Here is a 21,330-nt window from a genome sequence, read left to right on the forward strand (position 1 = left end):
GCTGGAAGTCACCTTAACGAATTTATCCAATTATATGCATTTTTATGATTGGATCAATAAAACTACATGCAATTTCAAATGTTGCTTCTATACTCAATTCTGACGTATCAAGCAAGTGGGCGTTTTTTGCTGGTTTTAGTGGACTTTGTTTACGGGTTATATCGCGACTGTCGCGCTGTTCAAGTTGAGCTAGGATTTCATGATAATTTGCTTGAACCCCCTTTTTTAAAATCTCCTGGTAGCGACGTTTGGCGCGCGTTTGAACATTGGCTAAAACATAAAACTTGATATCGGCATCAGGACAAACAATAGTTCCGATATCACGTCCATCAAGCACACAGCCAGGCAAAACTTTAGCAAAGTTGCGTTGTTTTTCGACAAGAATTTTGCGTACAGCAGGGTTAATCGCTATTTTTGAAGCCGCTTCACCAAGTTCATGAGAAGAAAGAAGGGCAGGATTTAAGGTATTAAAATCAAGTTCTTTAGCATAAATAATAGCATTTTTTTCATCATTAAGAGCTAAATTTTGTTGTAAAAGCGTATGAGCAACACTACGATAAGTAAGACCCGTATCGAGATGGCGAAGACGATAATGTGCAGCAATTTTGCGTGCTAAGGTTCCTTTGCCTGAGGCTGCAGGTCCATCAATGGCAATAACAAAAGGCTTCAAGCAATTTTCCCCCCAAGTTGTTTTATAAAAGGAATAAATTCTGGAAAGCTCGTAGCGATCATTCGTTTATCATCAATGGTAACAGGTTTTTCTGATATAAGCCCAAAAATGAGAAAACACATAGCAATTCGATGATCAAGATGTGTGGAGACATGTCCACCACCCAAACCTTTGGCAGAACCTTTCCCATAAACAATAAGAAAATCTTGACCTTCTTCACAGTCTACGCAATTAATTTCGAGTCCTTGAGCAACAGCAGACAGTCGATCTGATTCTTTTACACGCAATTCTTCAATTCCTAACATCACTGTTTTGCCTTCTGCAAAGGCTGCTGCTACTGCCAAAGCAGGATATTCATCAATCATTGATGGAGCACGTTCTTTGGGCACCGTAACACCTCTAAGAACCGATGATTTTATCCGTAGATCAGCAACATCCTCTCCACCTGTTTGACGTCGGTTCAAAAATTCAATTTGAGCACCCATTTCCCTCAATGTTTCGATAAGTCCTATTCGAGAGTTATTTATCAAAACATTTTCAATGGTGATATCAGAGTCTTCTACAAGAAGGGCTGCGATAATTAGAAAAGCAGCAGAAGAAGGATCACCCGGAATATGAATCGTTTGTCCAGTAAGATGGGGTTGACCGTTAAGATGAATCAAACGCGCACCTTCATTATCTTTTTCTATTTCAAGTTGTGCACCGAATGCTTTTAACATTTTTTCCGTATGGTCTCGTGTCAGAACTGGTTCAATAACAGTTGTAATGCCGGCGGTATTGAGTCCAGCAAGCAGGACTGCTGATTTAATTTGGGAGGAAGCTATTGGAACACGGTAACGAATCGGATTAGCCATTTTCGGACCATAAAGCGTTAAAGGAAGGTGATCGTCGTGCGTTGCTTCAATTTCAACCCCCATGAGACGCAGTGGATCAAGGATACGTCCCATTGGACGTTTAGAGAGAGAAGCATCACCAATAAAGGTTGTTTTCATATGATATGGACCAACCATTCCCATAACCAAACGAGCACCTGTTCCAGCGTTTCCAAAGTCTAAAGGTTTTTGTGCAGCTAAAAGGCAACCATTCCCTGTTCCTCGTATGGTCCATAAGCCATCTTTTTTAATAATACAGGCACCCATAGCTTGCATAGCAGCAGCTGTATTGAGTACATCAGCGCTTTCAAGTAATCCATGAATATGTGTCTCACCACTTGCTAATCCTCCCAATATAAGAGAGCGATGAGAGATTGATTTATCTCCTGGTATTTTAATTTTTCCAGAGAGACTACTCGATTTATAGGTGGTTATAGGGATTGCTTTTTGCATGGAAATTCTATTTAATTCTATCTAACTTTTATGAAATTGTGCATCCTTTAGCACATGCTTTAAAAGACGTCATGAAAAAATCACTGTGAAACGGTGTATTTATCTTTGACAAAGGCATTATTTTTCGATTAAGCACCATAGGATTTATCTTTTAATGGAATAATAGTTAATCAAAGAGGCACGGTTTATGGCAAAAAAAGAACTTGGAACTAAACGTGTTGATCCAGAAACGGGAAAAAAATTTTACGATCTAAATCGCGATCCTATTGTGTCGCCCTATACAGGAATTTCTTATCCGCGTTCTTACTTTGAAGTTGCAGCAGCTGAGGCAAACAATGAAGAAGACGTTGATACTGAAGAGCTTGATACAGCACTTGAAAAATCTGCTTTTATGCTTCTTGAAGAGGATGATGAGGATTCTAAAGATGACGATCTTCCTGATTTAGAAGATAGTGATGTAGATCTTGGTGATGACGATGATACATTTTTATCTCATGATGATGACGATGAAGATGATGACGTTACTGATATTCTCGGAGGCGGTGTTTCTAATGATGACGATGCTTAAGAGAAGTAAAAGAGGACATCTTTTCCATTGAATGTAAATTCTTCTTGATCTTCAATTTTGATCGTTCTAGAAAAGCTGAAACTGTATACTTTCCTTTTGGGAAAAATTGTTTTTATAGGGGCTATAGCTCAGCTGGGAGAGCGCTTGCATGGCATGCAAGAGGTCAGCGGTTCGATCCCGCTTAGCTCCACCAAAAGGACCAGCTATTCTATCAAGGGAATCAATTATAATAGAGAATGTGTGCATCAATTTAAAAGGTTTATGCGCTATTTAATCATCATTCCAATAGCGCCTGTTGCTTGCATTTTAGCGGTATTATAACACGTTTTTAATCATTTGTTGGATTATAAAATTTTACTGTCGTAACCGTGAAAGTAGATAATTTTTTATGCTTTGCACAGAAACAGAAAAAGAGCTGTTTAACTTACGCCTTGTTTTAAAGGACAAAATTTGAATTACCTTTATCACAATATTTCCACAAAATCATAATATGTTGGTTATCGATATCTTTTTAAAAGGTACGAAGTACCTAAACAAAGATGAGGGAATAAAATATTAAAATATTCTTCTCAATTATTGCGAATCAGAACTTTTTTCGAGTATTTTTAGCTTGATCAAATGTCCTGCCAATTAAAAAATTGCCTACTTTGAGTAGCATCTACCTACTCAATACTAAGGTGTATTAACGCTCAAATAACATATTGAATCAATTAATTTTGTTTTCTTGCACGTCACAAAAAAGGTTGAGGTGTGAAAGCGACGTGCGCCATCATTATATGTGCTAATTCCCAATGTTGCCAATAATTCTTACATTTGAGAATGTTCATAAGAAACATTTTTAGTCTTTTCTTTCACAGTTTTTATCCACATGCCAATTGCGCTTGTTATGTGCAAGCCAATGGTTTTTATTGATTCAACCTCAAGAGATCTGAAATGATAAAACCCTACGCCATTCGAGATTCTTACTTTAATATGATGCTCGAATTGCATTTCTTTTGATTGCTCTTTTATACGCTAACAAAGAAAATATTCATGTAATAATCAGTCAGCAATACGCATAATGAAAATAAAAAATAATATTAAATTTTAAAATTTTTATTCAATAATCTCTGGTACTTAGCCCTGTGAGAAATGTCAGAACCAAATAGAAGATAGTTTTCATTGTAAATTTTTTAAACAACAGAGGTAAAAATATTGAGAGTGCTCTCAAAATATTGTGCATTGCAAAAGCTTTCTGTCTCTTTGGTTTATTCTAAAAAATAACAATTTATTTCATTTAACAATCAGAAAAACGATACAGCCTTATCACGCCATAAGAAATTTGGCTCTCAAATAATTTTACCAAAACAATTCTCTAATTGAGATTTTCAAAAATCTTCCCTAACGCCATCCACATCTCTTTAATTGCTGTTCATAGAGCCTCGATATCCTTGCCATGCGCTGTGCTGCCTGTGAAAGTGCCGCAGAGACATGCCCGCCACTACGCGCATAAGCACCATGTCCCATATGATAATTTAAATAAAGGCTATATGCATCATCAAATCTCACCCCATTGCGTTGAACACTTTGGCGATGGTACCAAGCAATAAAATCAGCAGAATCTGCAAAATTCGTACGCCATGCAAAAGATCTGCCCGTAGAGCGAAGATACATTGCCCATGTACTGTCAAGCGCTTGAGAATAACCATAGGCTGTCGATTGACGCTTCCATGGAATAAAACCAAGTAGTTTTTTACGTGGAGGACGTGCATTGTGACGAAAACTCGATTCCATATTAATGGTTGCAAGAATAATAGACATAGGAATCCCATAGCGCATTTCTGCACGTTTAGAAGCCTTACCCCAATTGTCAAAAAAACCATTTTTTTGTGCTAAAATAGCACACGCATTGTTCGTGTGTATGGGAGTGGTTGTTGCACACCCATCTAGCAGAAACACCAGTGCCCCTAAAAACAAAAGGTGTCGCATATTCCTATTCCTCTCGTTTAAGAAATAAAACAAGATAGAGATACTAAAAAAATATTACCAATCAATAAAGAACATGATCTGACTTGTGATATTTAAGAAGCTTGCTTTGCTTTATTCCTCGTCAGCAAAACGCAATGTTTGCGACTGAGCCAATGTTGTCATTTTTGTTGGTTCAGAATGATTCTCTTTTAATTCGACAGTTTCAATGCGATTTGCCCGTTTCATAATTTTGGAAGACGATATCAAAATTCCCTCTATATCTTCACCTGCTTTGTGAAAGTGCTTCTGTAACGCACGAACACGTATATCCATTCGTCCAAAATCTTCCATCAATTTTGCTACTTCTGATTGAATTAAGTGCGCTTGTTCACGCATCCGTGCATCTTTCATAATGGTTTGTACCACTTGGACAGAGAGCATCAACAAAGATGGTGAAACAATAATCACATGAGCTCTATTGGATTTTTGTACCAATGCCTCAAAGTCCTCATAAATTGTTGCAAAAATCGATTCAGATGGCACAAAAAGGAAAGCAGTGTCATGGGTTTCTCCAGGAATCAAATATTTTTGTGCAATATCACGAATATGGACTTCCATATCGGTACGAAATTGGCGTTCTGCCTCTTGACGCTCTTGCGCTGATTCTGCCTTACGCATAGCATTCCAAGCCTCCAGAGGGAATTTAGCATCAACAACAAGAGAAGGGGCTTTATTGGGCATATGAATGAGACAATCTGGGCGTTTTCCATTGGAAAGAACAGCCTGAAAAACATAAGCATTTGTTGGTAAGGCATCGGCAATAATTGCTTCCATCCGCCCCTGACCGAAAGTACCACGTGTCTGCTTATTGCTTAAAATGGACTGCAACTGAACAACTTGTCCCGTAAGCGATTGAATATTATTTTGTGCCGCGTCAATCACTGCTAAACGCTCTTGCAAACGATTCAAATTTTCATAAGTGGATTTGGTCTGTACCTGAAGTGTTTGGCCTAAGCTTGTTGTCATCCCATTGAGTTGCTCACTGAGTGATTTATTCAATTCAGCCTGCCGTTGACCAAAAATTTCCGCCATCGTTTGCATTCTCCCTTGCATTTCAGCTTGTGTTTTCAGCAAGGTAGCCATCTGCATTTGTGCCTCACGTGCGCGTTCAGCAATTTCATTTTCCAAAAATGCTTTTTTTCGATGAGAATGTATCAACATAAAAAATGCCCAACAAACAAGTATAAATAAAAGCAAAAGCATTAGTTTAGAAAAAAACTCTCCAGCGAGTATGGAAAAAAACGAATCAAACATAAATTGTAATATAACGCTCTTATTGTAAAAAAACGCAAGAATCCGTTATTCAATATTGACCAATAACAAACCATTGATTAATCTCTACTTATGCCAATGAGATCTTTAGTTACTTTACCTGATCCGATTTTACGGGAAGTGTCCAAGCCCGTTGATCAGGTCGATTCAGCTCTTCAAAAACTTGCGGATGATATGTTGGAAACCATGTATAGTGCTAAGGGCGTTGGTCTTGCTGCTATTCAAATTGGTATACCGCTACGTATGTTGGTTATAGATGTCTCTGGAAATTCTGAAGATGAGCAGAAAAAACCATTTGTTATTATCAACCCTGAAATTTTATGGCTTTCAGATGAGCGTAATATTTATAAAGAAGGTTGTCTTTCTATTCCTGACTATTTTGCAGAGGTTGAACGTCCTAAACGCCTTTGTGTTCGCTACCAGAACCGTGAAGGAAAACAAACAGAAATTGAAGCAGACGATCTCTTGGCAACTTGCTTGCAGCATGAAATTGATCATTTAAATGGGCGCCTTTTTATTGATTACATTTCAAAGATCAAACGCGATATGGTGATACGAAAATTTAAAAAACGCGCAAAAGAAAAAAACATGCAGGAAGCAGTTTTGTAATGGCTTTACGATTAAGTTTTATGGGGACACCAGATTTTTCTGTTCCTATTTTACGTGCTTTATTGGATGCAGGTCATGATGTTGTTGCTGTTTATAGTCAACCCCCTCGCCCAGCAGGACGTCGAGGACTTAAATTAATCCCCTCACCTGTTCACAATGTAGCAAAAGAGAAATCTATTCCCATCTTTACGCCACAAACACTCAAAACAATCGAACAACAGGAGCAATTTGCAGCACTTTCTGTTGATGTTGCTGTTGTTGTTGCCTATGGACTCCTTTTACCCAAAGCTATTCTTGAAACACCCCGTTTTGGTTGTTTTAATGCCCACGCTTCACTCTTACCACGCTGGCGTGGTGCTGCACCTATTCAGCGTGCAATTATGGCTGGCGATAAAGAAACAGGTATCATGATCATGAAAATGGATGAAGGACTTGATACGGGACCTATCGCTCTTTCTCGCTCCATCCCCATTACTGATAACACCACCACTGCTGAGCTTTCAAACAAACTTTCACATATTGGCGCAGAACTTATGATAGAAACCCTATCAACTCTTGAAAAAGACCAACTTAAACTAACCCCACAATCAGAGGAAGGCATCACCTATGCTGCCAAAATCAAAAAGGAAGAGACCCGCATTGATTGGACAAAACCTGCAGAATTTATTCAGAGGCATATTCGCGCGCTCTCTCCTTCTCCTGGTTGCTGGTGCAATATGAATATTGGGGGACGAGAAGAACGTGTAAAAATTCTTGATAGTCGCTTAACAACAGGTCCTTCTCTTGAAATTGGACGGATCGAACCAGATTCTTTGATTGTCCATTGTGGACAAGGGCGGATAGAAATAACCTCTCTCCAAAGATCGGGTGGTAAAGTCCTTGATAGCGCAACCTTTTTACGAGGTGCTTATATTTCTGCTGTTTTTTAAGATGCCACGTTTTAAACTCACTCTTGAATATGATGGTTCAAATTATGCTGGTTGGCAGCGTCAAGTAAAACTTCACACTGTACAAGGAGCTCTTGAAAAGGTACTCTTTTCCTTTAGTGGACAACAATTGACCATAACAACAGCAGGAAGAACCGATGCGGGCGTACACGCTACGGGACAAGTTGCGCATGTTGATTTCATAAAAAACTGGCATCCCCATACTGTACGTGATGCGCTCAATGCTCTTTTACGTAAACAGGGAGAAGCGATTTCAATCTTAAACGTACAAAATGTCCCTGATGACTTTGATGCACGATTTTCCGCTGTAAAACGCCATTATCTTTTTAAAATTCTTAATCGTCGCTCTCCACCAGCCTTAAATGCCAAACGCGTGTGGTGGTTGCCAAAGCCTCTTAATGCTGAAGCCATGCATGAAGCTGCTCAAAAGCTTGTAGGAAAACATGATTTTACCACTTTCCGTTCCGCACATTGCCAAGCAAAAAGCCCTATTCGCACCCTTGACCGCCTCGATATTCAAAGAGAAGGTGAAGAAATTTTCCTTTATGCGCAAGCCCGTTCTTTTCTTCATCATCAAATCCGTTCATTCGCAGGAAGCCTCATGGAAGTGGGTATTGGACGTTGGACAGCTCAAGATCTCGAAGCAGCTCTTCATGCTAAAGATCGTAAACATTGTGGTGTTGTTGCTCCTCCTTCAGGACTTTATTTAACCAAAGTAGAGTATTAATTATCCTTCAAGAGTGAACGTCTTAAAAGTCATTAAGGCAGTTTATAAAAAGAACGAATTTCTTCAAAAGCTTCTGCTGCTGTATTGACAAATTTCACAAAATTAACATCAGTAGGAGAAATTGTACCTTGTTCAGATAGATACTCAAAATTGATAGTATTGCTCCAAAATTCTTTGCCAAACAATAAAATTGGTACCTGTTTCATACGCCCCGTCTGTACTAAAGTTAACGTCTCAAACAATTCATCCAGAGTCCCAAATCCTCCAGGGAAGATAGCTAATGCTTTCGCTCGTACTAAAAAATGCATTTTGCGCATCCCCAAATAATGAAAATTGAAACACAAATGCGGCGACACATACGAATTAGGTTCCTGCTCATGTGGTAAAATAATATTCAAACCAATCGTTGGGGCACCAACATCACAAGCACCACGATTTCCCGCCTCCATAATTCCTGGTCCGCCCCCCGTAACAACCACAAATTCACGATATTCTGTCGTAGCAGAATAAAATGAGCACAAACGCGCAAATTCTCTCGCTTCATCGTAATAATGTGACATAGCACGCAAATTTTTCTTTTGTATTTCATTTTTTGCAGCCCACGCCGCTTGCCCAGATTCAGGAATACGCGCACCACCAAACAAAACAACTGTTGATTGAATATCATATTCTTTAAGGGTTATTTCCGGCTTTAAAAATTCAAGACCAATACGTTGTGAGCGCAACTCTGGACGCATCATAAAATCTTGATCGATATAGGCTAAACGATAAGTAGACGAACGCATTTGTGCTGAATTAGAGATTTTATGTATTTGTTGTAGAGCATCCTTCGTATGGAGAAGTGGTGTCCAATTTTCTTGTTCTCCTTTTCTTTTTTCTTTACAGCCTTTTTTCATGCACCTGTCCTACTTCCTCATCGTTTTATTGACTGAACACATTTCTTCGCGTAGTTCATAGAGAATAAACCTTGAAGCTTTCAACTTGTTTAACGGAACTCTCGTCATGCCCCATCTCACACAACTTGAAATGATTATTCAACAAGCTTTTGACGATCGCGATTCTATCGATACTACCACAAAAGGCGAAATCCGTGAGAGTGTCGAACATACATTGAACCTTCTTGATAACGGTGAAATCCGTGTTGCAGAACGACAAAAAAATGGACAATGGCATGTTCATCAATGGTTGAAAAAAGCGGTTTTGCTCTCTTTTCGGCTTAATCCTATGCAAATTATTACTGGTGGAATCAATGGAACACATTGGTGGGATAAAGTTCCTTCAAAATTCTCTGGTTGGCAAGAGACCGATTTTAAAAGTGCTGCTTTCCGTTCCGTTCCTGGAGCCATTGTACGTCATTCTGCTTACATTGCACCCAACGTTATATTGATGCCATCCTTTGTTAATCTTGGTGCTTTTGTCGATGAGGGTACAATGGTTGATACATGGACCACCGTTGGTTCTTGTGCACAAATTGGTAAACATGTCCATCTTTCTGGCGGTGTTGGTATTGGAGGTGTTTTGGAACCACTGCAAGCAAACCCAACAATCATTGAAGATCACTGCTTTATCGGTGCTCGCTCTGAAATTGTTGAAGGCTGTATTATCCGTGAAGGTGCTGTTTTGGGAATGGGAGTCTTTATTGGAAAATCTACAAAGATTATTGATCGTACAACAGGTGAAATTTTTATCGGTGAAGTACCAGCCTATTCAGTGGTTGTGCCAGGTTGTTTCCCTGGAAAACCTTTACCAAATGGTGAAGCAGGACCAAGCCTTTATTGTGCTGTTATTGTAAAACGCGTTGATCAAAAAACACGAGAAAAAACATCCATTAATGATCTTTTACGTTCTTAGACACAAGATTAATTCACAATAATATTTCATCGTTTTTTTACTTGAATAATAACCTCGAATACAAAAATTCTCTCATTTCAAATCCTTTCATAGTGAATCTAATCACTATCATTTCCTTGCGTGTTACAAACGCAGTTGGTGTGTGGGCAAGAGACACTTTAAGAAAAGAGTAAAAATATTTTTAATGAAAATTCTCTCAAATGATAAGGACTGTCATAATATTTTGAGCTAAAAAAGAGTATGATAGATGCGCTTTGCACCTTTATGACGCGTAAAGACGGTGATGCCAAATGGATTTTATATCATTCACAGTGTATGTTACTTTATATTTTTCACAGCCTCCATTGTGAAATGGAATTTGATGCATTGAGTGATGATTCACTAAAACAAGCACACCAATATGCAACATAAATGTATTTCGTTTAAAGCATTCTGTTTTACGTGAGAAGCATGACATCATTACGCAATACACAAAAACATGAAGCACAGCGCAATTCTATTTAAAAGTGTTCTTTAAGCACCTGAATCAATTAATAAAAGCAAAAGCGCAATCAATAAGAGAAATACTCCTTTTTTCATTATTTGTTCATTTTGAGTGCTTGAATAAATGCCGATTGTGGAATTTCTACTTTTCCAAATTGACGCATCCGCTTTTTGCCTTCTTTTTGCTTTTCCAAAAGTTTGCGCTTACGCGTGACATCACCCCCGTAACATTTCGCTGTTACATCTTTACGCAAAGCACGAATTGTTTCGCGCGCTATAACTTTACCACCAATAGCCGCTTGAACTGGAATCTGAAACATATGCTGGGGAATAAGATCTTTCAGCTTTTCACACATGGAACGCCCGCGCTTTTCTGCAATCGTGCGGTGCACAAGCATAGACAATGCATCTATAGACTCTCCATTTACCAAAATAGACATTTTAACTAAATCCCCTTCTGCATAATCTGCCATCTGATAATCAAAAGAAGCATAACCCTTTGAGATTGATTTTAGCCGATCATAAAAATCAAAAACAACTTCATTCAGTGGTAAATCGTACGTTACCATAGCACGGGTTCCAACATAGGACAAACCAGCTTGTATCCCCCGCCGCTCTTGGCATAGCTCTAAAATTGACCCAAGATAATTATCAGGAGTCATGATTGTCGCCCGAATCCATGGTTCTTCGATTGAAGAAATTTTAACCACATCAGGCATATCCGCTGGATTGTGCAACTCTTTAACAGAACCATCATTCATATTCATGCGATAAACAACCGAAGGTGCAGTCGCGATTAAATCCAAATTAAACTCACGCTCTAATCGCTCTTGAATAATTTCAAGATGAAGAAGTCCCAAAAAGCCACAGCGAAAACCAAATCCCAAAGCCGCGGATGTTTCCATTTCAAAAGAAAAACTCGCATCATTTAAGCGTAATTTGCCCATGGCTGCACGTAAATCATCAAAATCGGCAGCATCAATTGGAAAAAGACCACAAAATACAACTGGTTGCGCCGGCTTAAAACCAGGCAAAGCATTTTCACAAGGACGGCGCTCTTCAGTAATCGTATCCCCAACCCGTGTATCTGCTACTTCTTTGATAGAGGCAGTGATAAAACCAATCTCGCCTGGTCCTAACTCATCAACTTGTACCATTTTAGGTGTAAACACCCCAACGCGCTCAACTGGATATTTTGCTCCCGTACCCATCATACGAATGGTTTGGCCTTTTTTTAAAATACCATCTATCACTCGTACCAAAACAATGACACCAAGATATGCATCATACCAGCTATCAACCAACATTGCTTTCAAGGGATTTGCAACATCGCCTGTATGTGGAGGTGGTAATTGTGTAACAATTGCCTCCAAAACATCAGGAACACCCAAACCTGTTTTTGCTGATATTTCTACTGCTTGAGATGTATCAATGCCTATCACATCTTCAATTTGTTCTTTAACACGCTCAGGTTCTGCTGCTGGAAGATCAACTTTATTGAGTACAACAACCAACTCATGGGAATTATCAATGGCTTGATAAACATTTGCTAACGTCTGCGCCTCTACACCTTGGCTTGCATCCACCACCAACAGAGAACCTTCACAAGCTGCCAATGAACGCGAAACCTCATAAGCAAAATCCACATGACCAGGTGTATCCATAAGATTTAAAATATAGGTTTCACCATTCTTTGCCTTATAGTGTAAACGTACCGTTTGTGCTTTAATAGTAATTCCACGTTCACGCTCAATATCCATGGAATCGAGTACTTGTTCTTTCATCTCACGTGTATCAAGTCCACCTGTTATTTGAATCAAACGATCAGCTAAAGTGGATTTGCCGTGATCAATATGCGCCACGATGGAAAAATTACGAATATAATTACGATCTATTGTCATATAAGGCGATTTAGCAAAGAATAATACAAAACGCAAAGACCAATTATGCTCCGGCTTCTATCAAAAGAATATAAACCTAAAAAGCTTCTCAAAACACAACTTTTCATAACCTAAAAAATGAGGCTTTTATTTGCTAAATTAAATCCAACGGTACTAAAATGATATTTTCACATCTTATTTTATGACTCATATGCTGGATAAACCGGCACCATCACACATTTTGCCAACCTCCAATGTTGCAACAATCCTTTACACTTGAAAGAGTTTATAAGAGATATGCCTTTCTTGTACAGTTTTTACCCACATGGACCACCTTCTTGTAACGTGTAAGCAAGTAGATTTGGATTGATTTAATATGAAAACGATTTGAAGTGAGAAAGTTTTACGGTATTCAGGATTCTAATTCAATGTGAATAATTCTATATTAATTATAAATCAATATGTTATAATATTTATATGATGGGCGTGTATATCACTTAAGCTTGCAATAAAATTCGCAGGAAGTGCTTTTTTATTTATACGCAATAACCTGCTTTTTTAGCAATCTTATATAAAATAACATGAATATCGAGGGAGTTTCTTCTCAATTTTTAAAACTTTAGAAATATGCTCTATTGAGTGATCTTTTTATGTACTTTTTATACAACTCCTTCCTCCGTCCATTAAAGATAAAAAACACCAATCCTCTTCGATTCATTGGATAATGCATTAATTTATAATGATCGTTTATTGTTTTTCAATTTAAATTAAAACTCTGAATATCGCGAGCCTTTCTCATTTTAAATCTTTTCATAATGAATCAATCAAATTTTTTGCTTCCCCATTATAAAACAGGGCTAGTATATGGATAAAAACGTTTAAGAAATGAGTAAACATGCCTCTCTCTTTTAAATGCCAAAGGCTGTCGTAATATTGAGAACTGACAAAGAAAATGCTAGTGCCTTTTATTTAAGTAAAACGATGATGCTCTGTGGTTTTTCTATACTTCACGCGGACCGTCAATGAATATGATGTATATTAAGAAAATTGTCTTTTTAAAAAACGCGTTAATATACAACATTATGGGAAGCTGCTTTAGGCGTTCTATTTTACGTGAAAAGCGTGATCCCATGAAATAACAAAAGGAATAACGTGCAACGGTGCGTAATTTTTATTATTCAAAAAAATTACCATGGATGTTTTTGAAAATTGTAAAGCTAAATTTAACAATAACAGTAAAGATGAGTGTTGTTTTTTGTCTTTACCACTTCATGCTTTGACTCAATGAAGGTTGGCTTCCCGTTTCAGAGGTTAAGCAAACAGATAAATATTATTACTCCAATTTGCTATACAAAAGCTGGAATAGCTTATAAAGCCTCCTTATCTTCATATTTTAAAAAAGCCTCAAAAATGAAAACTTTGCAAGCAAAAATCTCATGTAATAAAATCATAATAGCAAAGGTGCATAGCTAATCAATTTTTTCAATTGCTTTATTTTTTTTACGCCATTGTGAAGGTTGTAATTCAGCCACAATGATCCCAATCAGAATAAGCAAGCCACCTAATAATGCTAACGGGGATAAATGCTCTCCAGCCAAACGCCCAACAATACCAGCCCATACCGGTTCACCTGCGTAAATGAGTGTTGCACGTGTAGGAGAAATAGACTTTTGTGCCCAATTCATAGCCAATTGAATGATGGCACTCATTAATGCCAATCCGATGCCAATACTAAACCATACCCACGAAAATTCAGGAATGCTTTCACCCATCAAAGGCATACAAGAAAATGAAAAAAAACCACTAAAAAATAACTGAATAATGGTCACACGCCGACTATCAACCTTATTGGCAAAAATTCCGATGAGTATGACTTCTCCAGCAATCGCTAAAGCGCCTAACAAAGTCAAAATTTCGCCTTTTGAAAAATCAAAATTCCCCGGCTTTTGTCCTGAAACAAGAACAAGCCCAATAAAAGCGAAAACAATACCAACCCAACAAGCAAAACGGGGAGGTTTTTTAAAAACAATCCATTGCAAGATTGGAACCATCGGTACATAAAGCGCTGTAATAAAAGCCGACTGACTACTAATAATCGTTTGAAGTCCAGCTGCTTGAAAAGCATAACCTAAAAACATGGCTAAACCAATCGCCATCCCAGCGAAAACTTCATAAACCGTTATACCTTTTATAGAGCGCCAAAAAATTGCTCCACATATAAGAGATGCAATAATAAAACGAAATCCAACAAAAAACAGGGGACCACTATAGCGTACCGCAATATGAATGACTAAAAATGTAATACCCCACAATATTGTTGCAGCAAATATTGCCAATTCTGGCTTACTTAATAAAGGATATTTAAGCTGTTTTATATTTGTCATGAAAGGCTTTCTCCTCCAATTTTCCGCACAATTTATGAAACAATAAGCGTTCCAACTCCCTGTTCGGTAAACAGTTCTAGTAAAACAGAATGAGGAGTTTTACCATTTAAAATGACAACACCTTCCACACCATTTTGAAGGGCTTTTATACAAGTCTCTACTTTTGGAATCATGCCTCCTGAAATTGTCCCATTTTTGATAAGTTTCTCTGCTTCAGAAACTGTCAATTCTTTTAAAAGTTGGCCCTGTTTATCCAAAACACCAGGAACATCAGTGAGAAATAAAAGGCGTTTAGCCTCTAATGCACCAGCAATAGCCCCAGCAAAAATATCAGCATTAATATTATAGGTTTTTCCATCGCGTCCTGGAGCCACAGGAGCAAGAACTGGTATCATTTCAGAACATGCTAAAAGATCCAGCAATGTGCGATCAACTTCAATAGGCTCACCAACAAATCCCAAATCTAAAACACGTTCAATATTCGAATCAGGATCAATGACAGTTTTATAAGCCTTTTCGGCAAAAACCATATTGCCGTCCTTACCACATAATCCTATTGCCCATTCACCCTCTGCATTGATGAGAGCGACAATTTCTTTGTTTATGGAACCGGCCAAAACCATTTCAACGACTTCAACGATCCGCTCGTCGGTTACGCGTAAACCGTTTTCAAATCGTGATTCAATCCCCATTTTCATCAAAATTTCAGCAATTTGAGGTCCTCCACCATGAACAACAACAGGGTTAATCCCCGATTGCTTTAATAGAGCAATATCACGCGCAAATGCTCGCCCCAAGGCAGGATCACCCATAGCATGACCGCCATATTTTACCACAACCGTTTCATTTTCGTATTTTTGCATATATGGTAAAGCAGACGATAGAAATGCTGCTTGTTTTTCTAAAACATCTACAGCACCGTTTTTAGCATCATCCATTAATAGAGCCTCCTCATCACTTTTTACCATCTCTTAGTGGAATTTAGGAAAAGTAATAACGAAATGAAACAAGAAAACAACTTCCTCAAAAAACTGACAGCGAAAAATTAAACAAAACAGGCGTACAAAACGTTATTATTTTATGATTTTATGTATAAAATTGAAAAGCAAAGTTCTGAAAAAATTTTAAAGCTATGCCGTACATTCGACTCGTTAGTTTATGCTTATGGATACTTAACAATGAATAAGAATATATACAACCATTGATTTTGTAAGATAAAAACAAAATTTTCTTATAATAATAAAATAATAATAAAATTAACAGATCACCAAGATAAGAAGTAGATTGACTTAGCTCTGTAACCTTATCCAAGCAATTTTTAAGACTATCAAAAATGCCAAAAATAAAATTGGTTATGAGGAATTGATATTTTATTTGAAAAAGATGGATTGTCTAACAGCTTATTTAGCTACTTCTTGATAGGCTACTACCTATTTGACAGTTTTAGTATAGGGCTTTTAAAAAGATATTTTGAGTAAAACAATAAATACAAAAAATGCTAAATGCATAAAGGCAGTTATCATGACACTGGAAATTAGTCACTCAATTGCGTTCTTCTTGTATGGATAAGCCCTTTTTAAAATATCATAGATACTCAAAAATAAGACTTATCCATAAAACTCGTGAAATGTAAAAAACTATCAGCGGCAGGCACTTACTTACCCTAAATTAATCGTTTCTCTCTTTTCTTTTCAAGAAAAAAATGCTTTTCACAGATGAATAAGACTATAGAAAGCTTAATTAAAATAACCTTCCAAAAGTTTTTTCTAATCTATTCTGAGAACATTCACATATTTAACCAGAAATATTTTCAAAAAATTCCTTCATACGTGAAAAAAAGCCATGTGATTGCGGTGAATTCTCATGATTTGAAAGTTTTTCAAATTTTTGCAATAGTTCACGTTGTTCTTGCGTTAATTTTTGTGGTGTCTCAATCGTGATATGGATGTAAAGGTCACCCCTTGCTTGCTGCCGACGCAACATGGGCATACCCTTACCCTTAAGGCGGAATTGACGTCCATTTTGTGTCCCTTCTGGGATCTTAACACGTGCTTTAACACCATCAAGATCGGAAACTTCAAACTCTCCTCCTAAAGCAGCTGTTACCATTGAAATAGGAACGCGACAGTGAAGATCTGCTCCTTCTCGCTGAAAAAACTCATGCGGTTTAACGGAAAGGAAAATATAAAGATCACCATTGGGGCCACCACGAATACCAGCATCACCCTCACCAGAAAGGCGAATACGCGTTCCATCTTCAATACCAGCTGGAACATTCACGCTCAATGAACGTTTTTTCTCTATGCGTCGTGTCCCCTGACATTTTGGGCATGGATCCGTAATAGTTTCACCACGTCCATGACATGAAGGACATGTTCGCTCAATAGAAAAGAAACCTTGTGCAGCACGCACACGACCAGATCCATGACATGTTCCACAAACTTGCGGCTTAGAACCCTTTCTCGCTCCTGATCCTTCACAAACATCGCACGTAACGGAACTGGGAATAGTAATTTCTGCAGTTTTTCCTGAAAATACCTCTTCTAAGGTTATTTCCATATTATAACTCAGATCTGCACCACGTTCGCGACCATCACCACGCTTACGGTGCGCACCTCCCATAATTTCGCCAAAAAAATCTTCAAAAATATCAGCAAATCCACCACCAGCAGCAAAACCTCCAAAGGGATTTGCTCCTCCTTGACTACCGCTATTTTCAAAAGCCGCATGACCAAATCGATCATAAGCAGCACGCTTTTGGGGATCTTTGAGGACTTCGTAGGCTTCGCCAATTTCTTTGAATTTTCGCTCTGCCTCTTTATCCCCGGCGTTGCGATCAGGATGATATTGCATTGCCAACTTACGAAAAGCAGATTTCAACTTTTTATCATCACATTCACGAGTCACGCCAAGAATTTCATAATAGTCAACCTTCATCATGTATTCCTGATAATTTCTCTGTCATCCATCTTATGGATAAGATTGCTTTTAATTTATATTTTTAGCAACAAAGTTGCAACTCACTCAAATAATAAAGCCCAGCCTTATATTTCAAAGGCCGGGTTTATAAATTAATCAACACACATGCTGACACTATTTCTTCTTATCATTAACTTCTTCAAAATCAGCATCAACAACATCATCATTCTTTGCATCTGTTTCAGTGTCAGCGCCCGCTGCTTGTGAGGCTTCATACATAGCCTGTCCAAGCTTCATACTGACTTCAGCTAATTTTTGCATCTTTGTTGTTACTTCTTCAGTATCACTGCCTTCAAGCGCAGATTTCAAATCAGATATTGCTGTTTCAATCTGTCCTTTTTCTTCAGCTGATACTTTATCGCCATATTCACTGAGTGACTTTTCAGTTGAATGAATAAGAGCTTCCGCTTGATTTCTGGCTTCAACACCTTCACGGCGTTTTTTATCCTCAGCTGCATGCTCTTCCGCATCCTGTACCATTTTTTCAATATCAGCATCACTTAAACCACCTGATGCCTGAATACGAATTTGATGCTCTTTACCAGTTCCCTTATCTTTGGCCGAAACATTAACAATACCATTCGCATCAATATCAAAAGTAACTTCAATTTGAGGTATACCACGTGGTGCTGGAGGAATACCAACAAGATCAAATTGAGCCAATAACTTATTATCGCTCGCCATTTCCCGTTCACCTTGGAAAACACGAATGGTCACAGCACTCTGGTTATCATCAGCTGTTGAAAAAACTTGAGATTTTTTTGTTGGGATAGTGGTATTACGCTCAATGAGACGTGTGAAAACACCACCCAAGGTTTCGATCCCCAAGGATAAAGGTGTTACATCTAGAAGCAAAACGTCTTTGACATCGCCTTGCAATACACCCCCTTGAATGGCAGCACCCATTGCAACAACTTCATCAGGATTAACGCCTTTGTGTGGATCCTTACCAAAGAAGCTTTGCACGACTTGCTGAATCTTGGGCATACGTGTCATACCACCCACTAAAACAACTTCGTCAATCTCACCGGCCTTTAATCCAGCATCTTTTAACGCAGCTTTACAAGGCTCGATGGTGCGCTGCACTAAATCGTCAACCAGAGATTCAAATTTTGCCCGAGTCAATTTCATTGTTAAGTGCTTGGGACCTGATTGATCTGCCGTGATAAATGGTAAATTGATTTCTGTTTGCTGTGACGAAGAAAGCTCAATTTTTGCTTTTTCTGCCGCTTCTTTTAAGCGCTGTAAAGCTAATTTATCATTTTTCAGATCTATTCCTTGCTCTTTCTTAAACTCATCGGCAAAATAACCGACCAAGCGCATATCAAAGTCTTCACCCCCTAAAAACGTATCTCCATTGGTTGATTTAACTTCAAAAACGCCATCTCCAATTTCAAGTACTGAAATATCAAATGTACCACCACCAAGGTCGTAAACAGCAATTGTCTTTCCGTCTTTTTTGTCCAAACCATAAGCTAAAGCAGCAGCAGTGGGCTCATTAATAATCCGTAAAACTTCAAGTCCAGCAATTTTACCCGCATCTTTAGTCGCTTGACGTTGCGCATCATTAAAATAAGCAGGAACAGTAATAACCGCTTGTTCAACTTTTTCACCCAGATAAGATTCTGCTGTTTCCTTCATCTTTTGCAAAATCATAGCTGAAATTTGCGATGGAGAATATTTCTTACCCGCTTCTTCAACCCATGCATCACCATTGTCACCTTTAACAATTTTATAAGGCACAAGTGCTTTATCTTTTTCAACCATAGGATCATCAAAACGACGCCCTATCAAACGTTTAACTGCAAAAACTGTCCCTTCGGGATTTGTTACCGCCTGCCGTTTAGCAGGCTGTCCAACAAGCCGCTCTCCCCCATCAGTAAAGGCAACAACGGAAGGTGTTGTTCGTGCTCCTTCTGAGTTCTCGATAACCTTTGCGTTTTTGCCATCCATAACAGCCACACAAGAGTTCGTTGTCCCCAAATCAATACCAATTACTTTTGCCATATTATAATCTCCATTCAGCAAGCTACCTCAACCTTCATAAAGCATCTTTTTAAGACAGCTCCTCATAACACTCAAAGCCCATACATTGCTTCAAGCAACATAAAATAATAAAAAATTGCAAGTCGCAATAAGCCTTGCTGCCTCGTATATAAGAACAGGCTTTTATTGCTACAAGAGAATAATGAGAGAAACATCTCCAAAATAAAAAATTTATTTTAAAATAGGCGCTTTAATGACCCATAAATACCATATTTATGAGAAACTTGAGATCATAATATATTTTTCTTGCAATTCTCAATAAATATATCTTTCTATAAAAATTAAAAAAACAAAAGAGTGATTGCACTCTCGCTCTTGATCTTCTCATCATTAATAAAATGATACTCACGTAAAAGCTTTTTAAAAGGCGAATAATTTATATCACGAATATTATAAATTTTCCTTGGACTAAAATAGTCATCATATCTAATGCTCATATCAGTAGAGGTATTATCTATCGATCTCCTTTCAAAAATTCTCCTTTTAACGGTCTCATTGTTTACTGCTATTTGAAAGATGTGTTTTAAACTCACCTAAAGCGTTTTTTCTTAACGGTATAATTTTGAACTTGAAAATATATAAAAATGCCTCTGTATAAATGCTTTAAAATACCAAGAGCTTTCGTAATATTAAAAATTGGTAAAGTAGTTGATGATTGCTCTGTGTTATATATTTATTAAGTAAAATAGTAGTGCATCATAGATTTTATACCATTTACAAACACTATTATGAGATGAACACGGAAGCGTTAAGAGGTGTGTTGTCATTGTAAACCTTATTGTCTTCCTTTAAAATCAAAGAATTCTATGATTTTTATTCTCATATTCAAATCAATTTCATTTTAGCATTTCTTTCTTTTATTTTAAATAAAAGCTCTGCTAAAATGAAAAGTTATTCAAAGTGTGAATCTTATGAAGGAGGGTAAATCAATGATGACATCTATTATTAAGAAAATAACAAATCTTATCTTTAAGAATATAATAAATACACAATATCCATACAAAAAGGTTATCATAAATATCGTGTGTGCTCTTCTCTTTGCTGGTATAACCCTGCCTGCAGGTGCTCAGCAATATCAACTTGGCGACATAGAAATTCTCAATCCTTGGACACGCGAAACACTTAGAGGTATAAGAGTTGGTAGCGGTTATCTCTACATTATTAATCACAGTAATACCCCAGACCGTTTGGTTTCTATTTCCACAAACGGAGTAAAAAAAACAGAGATACACTCCATGGCTGTCGTTAATGATATTATGAAAATGGAAAAAATGCACAATGGCATTGAAATTCCGGGAAATGGCGAAATCACGCTTAAGCCTGGCGGTGATCATATTATGTTTATGGGGCTTTCACAACCATTCAAGTTAGGTGATAAAATTAGCGCAAAATTGACATTTGAGAAAGCAGGAACGATTGATGTTGATTTCTCTGTAAACGCTATGAAAGCACCATCACCTTCTAAATCCTCTCCTAGCCACTAAGCTCCTTTTTTATAATACACACTCTTAAAATGAAGAAGCGTGAAATTTTTGTACGCTTCTTTATTTTTTGTTTAATGCCATCAGTAAAAAATTCTCCC

The 21,330-nt window shown here is 37.7% G+C and carries 17 protein-coding genes and 1 tRNA gene; 8 read left to right on the forward strand and 10 right to left on the reverse strand.

All coding sequences use genetic code 11. The features are described 5' to 3' along the window. Positions 1-22 precede the first annotated feature (22 nt). Positions 23-670, reverse strand: a complete 648-nt coding sequence (cmk, locus tag ACFIKY_RS01835) for a (d)CMP kinase (RefSeq protein ID WP_375635413.1) — start codon at positions 668-670, stop codon at positions 23-25. After that, positions 667-1,995, reverse strand: coding sequence for a 3-phosphoshikimate 1-carboxyvinyltransferase (gene aroA / locus ACFIKY_RS01840; RefSeq protein WP_375635412.1), 1,329 nt, complete (start codon positions 1,993-1,995; stop codon positions 667-669). Before aroA ends, cmk begins: the two co-directional genes overlap by 4 nt. Before the next feature lie 187 nt (positions 1,996-2,182). Between aroA and ACFIKY_RS01845 the strand changes: the two genes are divergently transcribed. Then, positions 2,183-2,563 carry a TIGR02300 family protein gene (locus ACFIKY_RS01845; RefSeq protein WP_375635411.1) on the forward strand — a complete coding sequence of 127 codons (381 nt, stop codon included), beginning with the start codon at positions 2,183-2,185 and terminating at the stop codon, positions 2,561-2,563. Positions 2,564-2,680: 117 nt separating this feature from the next. Continuing rightward, a tRNA-Ala gene (locus ACFIKY_RS01850) sits at positions 2,681-2,756 on the forward strand. A gap of 1,187 nt (positions 2,757-3,943) precedes the next feature. Here ACFIKY_RS01850 and ACFIKY_RS01855 read toward each other — a convergent pair. Next, on the reverse strand, positions 3,944-4,531 hold the full coding sequence (locus ACFIKY_RS01855) for a hypothetical protein (protein WP_375635410.1): 588 nt from the start codon (positions 4,529-4,531) through the stop codon (positions 3,944-3,946). Positions 4,532-4,642: 111 nt separating this feature from the next. Continuing rightward, entirely contained in the window at positions 4,643-5,824 is a 1,182-nt protein-coding gene (locus ACFIKY_RS01860; protein ID WP_375635409.1) for a DNA recombination protein RmuC, read from the reverse strand. A gap of 90 nt (positions 5,825-5,914) precedes the next feature. Here ACFIKY_RS01860 and def point away from each other — a divergent pair, with 90 nt between their 5' ends. Genes def through truA form a run of 3 tightly spaced genes read left to right on the forward strand, consistent with a single transcriptional unit; the run spans position 5,915 to position 8,125 of the window. Next, entirely contained in the window at positions 5,915-6,451 is a 537-nt protein-coding gene (def, locus tag ACFIKY_RS01865) for a peptide deformylase (RefSeq protein WP_375635408.1), read from the forward strand. Next, positions 6,451-7,380, forward strand: a complete 930-nt coding sequence (gene fmt / locus ACFIKY_RS01870; RefSeq protein WP_375635407.1) for a methionyl-tRNA formyltransferase — start codon at positions 6,451-6,453, stop codon at positions 7,378-7,380. Before def ends, fmt begins: the two co-directional genes overlap by 1 nt. Before the next feature lies 1 nt (position 7,381). Beyond that, a complete protein-coding gene (truA, locus tag ACFIKY_RS01875) occupies positions 7,382-8,125 on the forward strand; it encodes a tRNA pseudouridine(38-40) synthase TruA (RefSeq protein ID WP_375635406.1) in 744 nt (247 codons plus the stop codon). Between the two features lie 32 nt (positions 8,126-8,157). Here the strand turns inward: truA and ACFIKY_RS01880 are convergent, their stop codons facing one another. Then, positions 8,158-9,021: an LOG family protein gene (locus tag ACFIKY_RS01880; RefSeq protein ID WP_375635405.1), complete on the reverse strand. Its 864-nt coding sequence runs from the start codon at positions 9,019-9,021 to the stop codon at positions 8,158-8,160. Between the two features lie 106 nt (positions 9,022-9,127). Here ACFIKY_RS01880 and dapD point away from each other — a divergent pair, with 106 nt between their 5' ends. Then, positions 9,128-9,976: a 2,3,4,5-tetrahydropyridine-2,6-dicarboxylate N-succinyltransferase gene (gene dapD, locus ACFIKY_RS01885; RefSeq protein ID WP_375635404.1), complete on the forward strand. Its 849-nt coding sequence runs from the start codon at positions 9,128-9,130 to the stop codon at positions 9,974-9,976. 240 nt (positions 9,977-10,216) lie between these two features. After that, entirely contained in the window at positions 10,217-10,387 is a 171-nt protein-coding gene (locus ACFIKY_RS01890) for a hypothetical protein (protein ID WP_375635403.1), read from the forward strand. A gap of 167 nt (positions 10,388-10,554) precedes the next feature. Here ACFIKY_RS01890 and lepA read toward each other — a convergent pair whose 3' ends face one another. The 5 genes from lepA to dnaK form a co-directional block, all read right to left on the reverse strand. Continuing rightward, entirely contained in the window at positions 10,555-12,360 is a 1,806-nt protein-coding gene (gene lepA / locus ACFIKY_RS01895; RefSeq protein WP_012754493.1) for a translation elongation factor 4, read from the reverse strand. A 1,448-nt stretch (positions 12,361-13,808) separates the two neighbouring features. Further along, positions 13,809-14,723: a DMT family transporter gene (locus tag ACFIKY_RS01900; RefSeq protein WP_012754492.1), complete on the reverse strand. Its 915-nt coding sequence runs from the start codon at positions 14,721-14,723 to the stop codon at positions 13,809-13,811. A gap of 32 nt (positions 14,724-14,755) precedes the next feature. Next, positions 14,756-15,661 carry an acetylglutamate kinase gene (argB, locus tag ACFIKY_RS01905; protein ID WP_012754491.1) on the reverse strand — a complete coding sequence of 302 codons (906 nt, stop codon included), beginning with the start codon at positions 15,659-15,661 and terminating at the stop codon, positions 14,756-14,758. Between the two features lie 856 nt (positions 15,662-16,517). Beyond that, the gene (gene dnaJ, locus ACFIKY_RS01910; protein WP_012754490.1) at positions 16,518-17,660 is read right to left on the reverse strand and encodes a molecular chaperone DnaJ; all 1,143 of its coding nucleotides are present in this window, start codon (positions 17,658-17,660) and stop codon (positions 16,518-16,520) included. 156 nt (positions 17,661-17,816) lie between these two features. Then, a complete protein-coding gene (dnaK, locus tag ACFIKY_RS01915) occupies positions 17,817-19,709 on the reverse strand; it encodes a molecular chaperone DnaK (RefSeq protein ID WP_375635402.1) in 1,893 nt (630 codons plus the stop codon). Between the two features lie 968 nt (positions 19,710-20,677). Between dnaK and ACFIKY_RS01920 the strand changes: the two genes are divergently transcribed. Beyond that, positions 20,678-21,232, forward strand: a complete 555-nt coding sequence (locus tag ACFIKY_RS01920) for a copper chaperone PCu(A)C (protein WP_375635401.1) — start codon at positions 20,678-20,680, stop codon at positions 21,230-21,232. The last annotated feature ends 98 nt before the right edge of the window (positions 21,233-21,330 follow it).

Origin of the sequence: Bartonella sp. CR127HXZ (genome assembly GCF_042194555.1) — a bacterium.
In the GTDB taxonomy this organism is placed as follows: domain Bacteria; phylum Pseudomonadota; class Alphaproteobacteria; order Rhizobiales; family Rhizobiaceae; genus Bartonella; species Bartonella grahamii.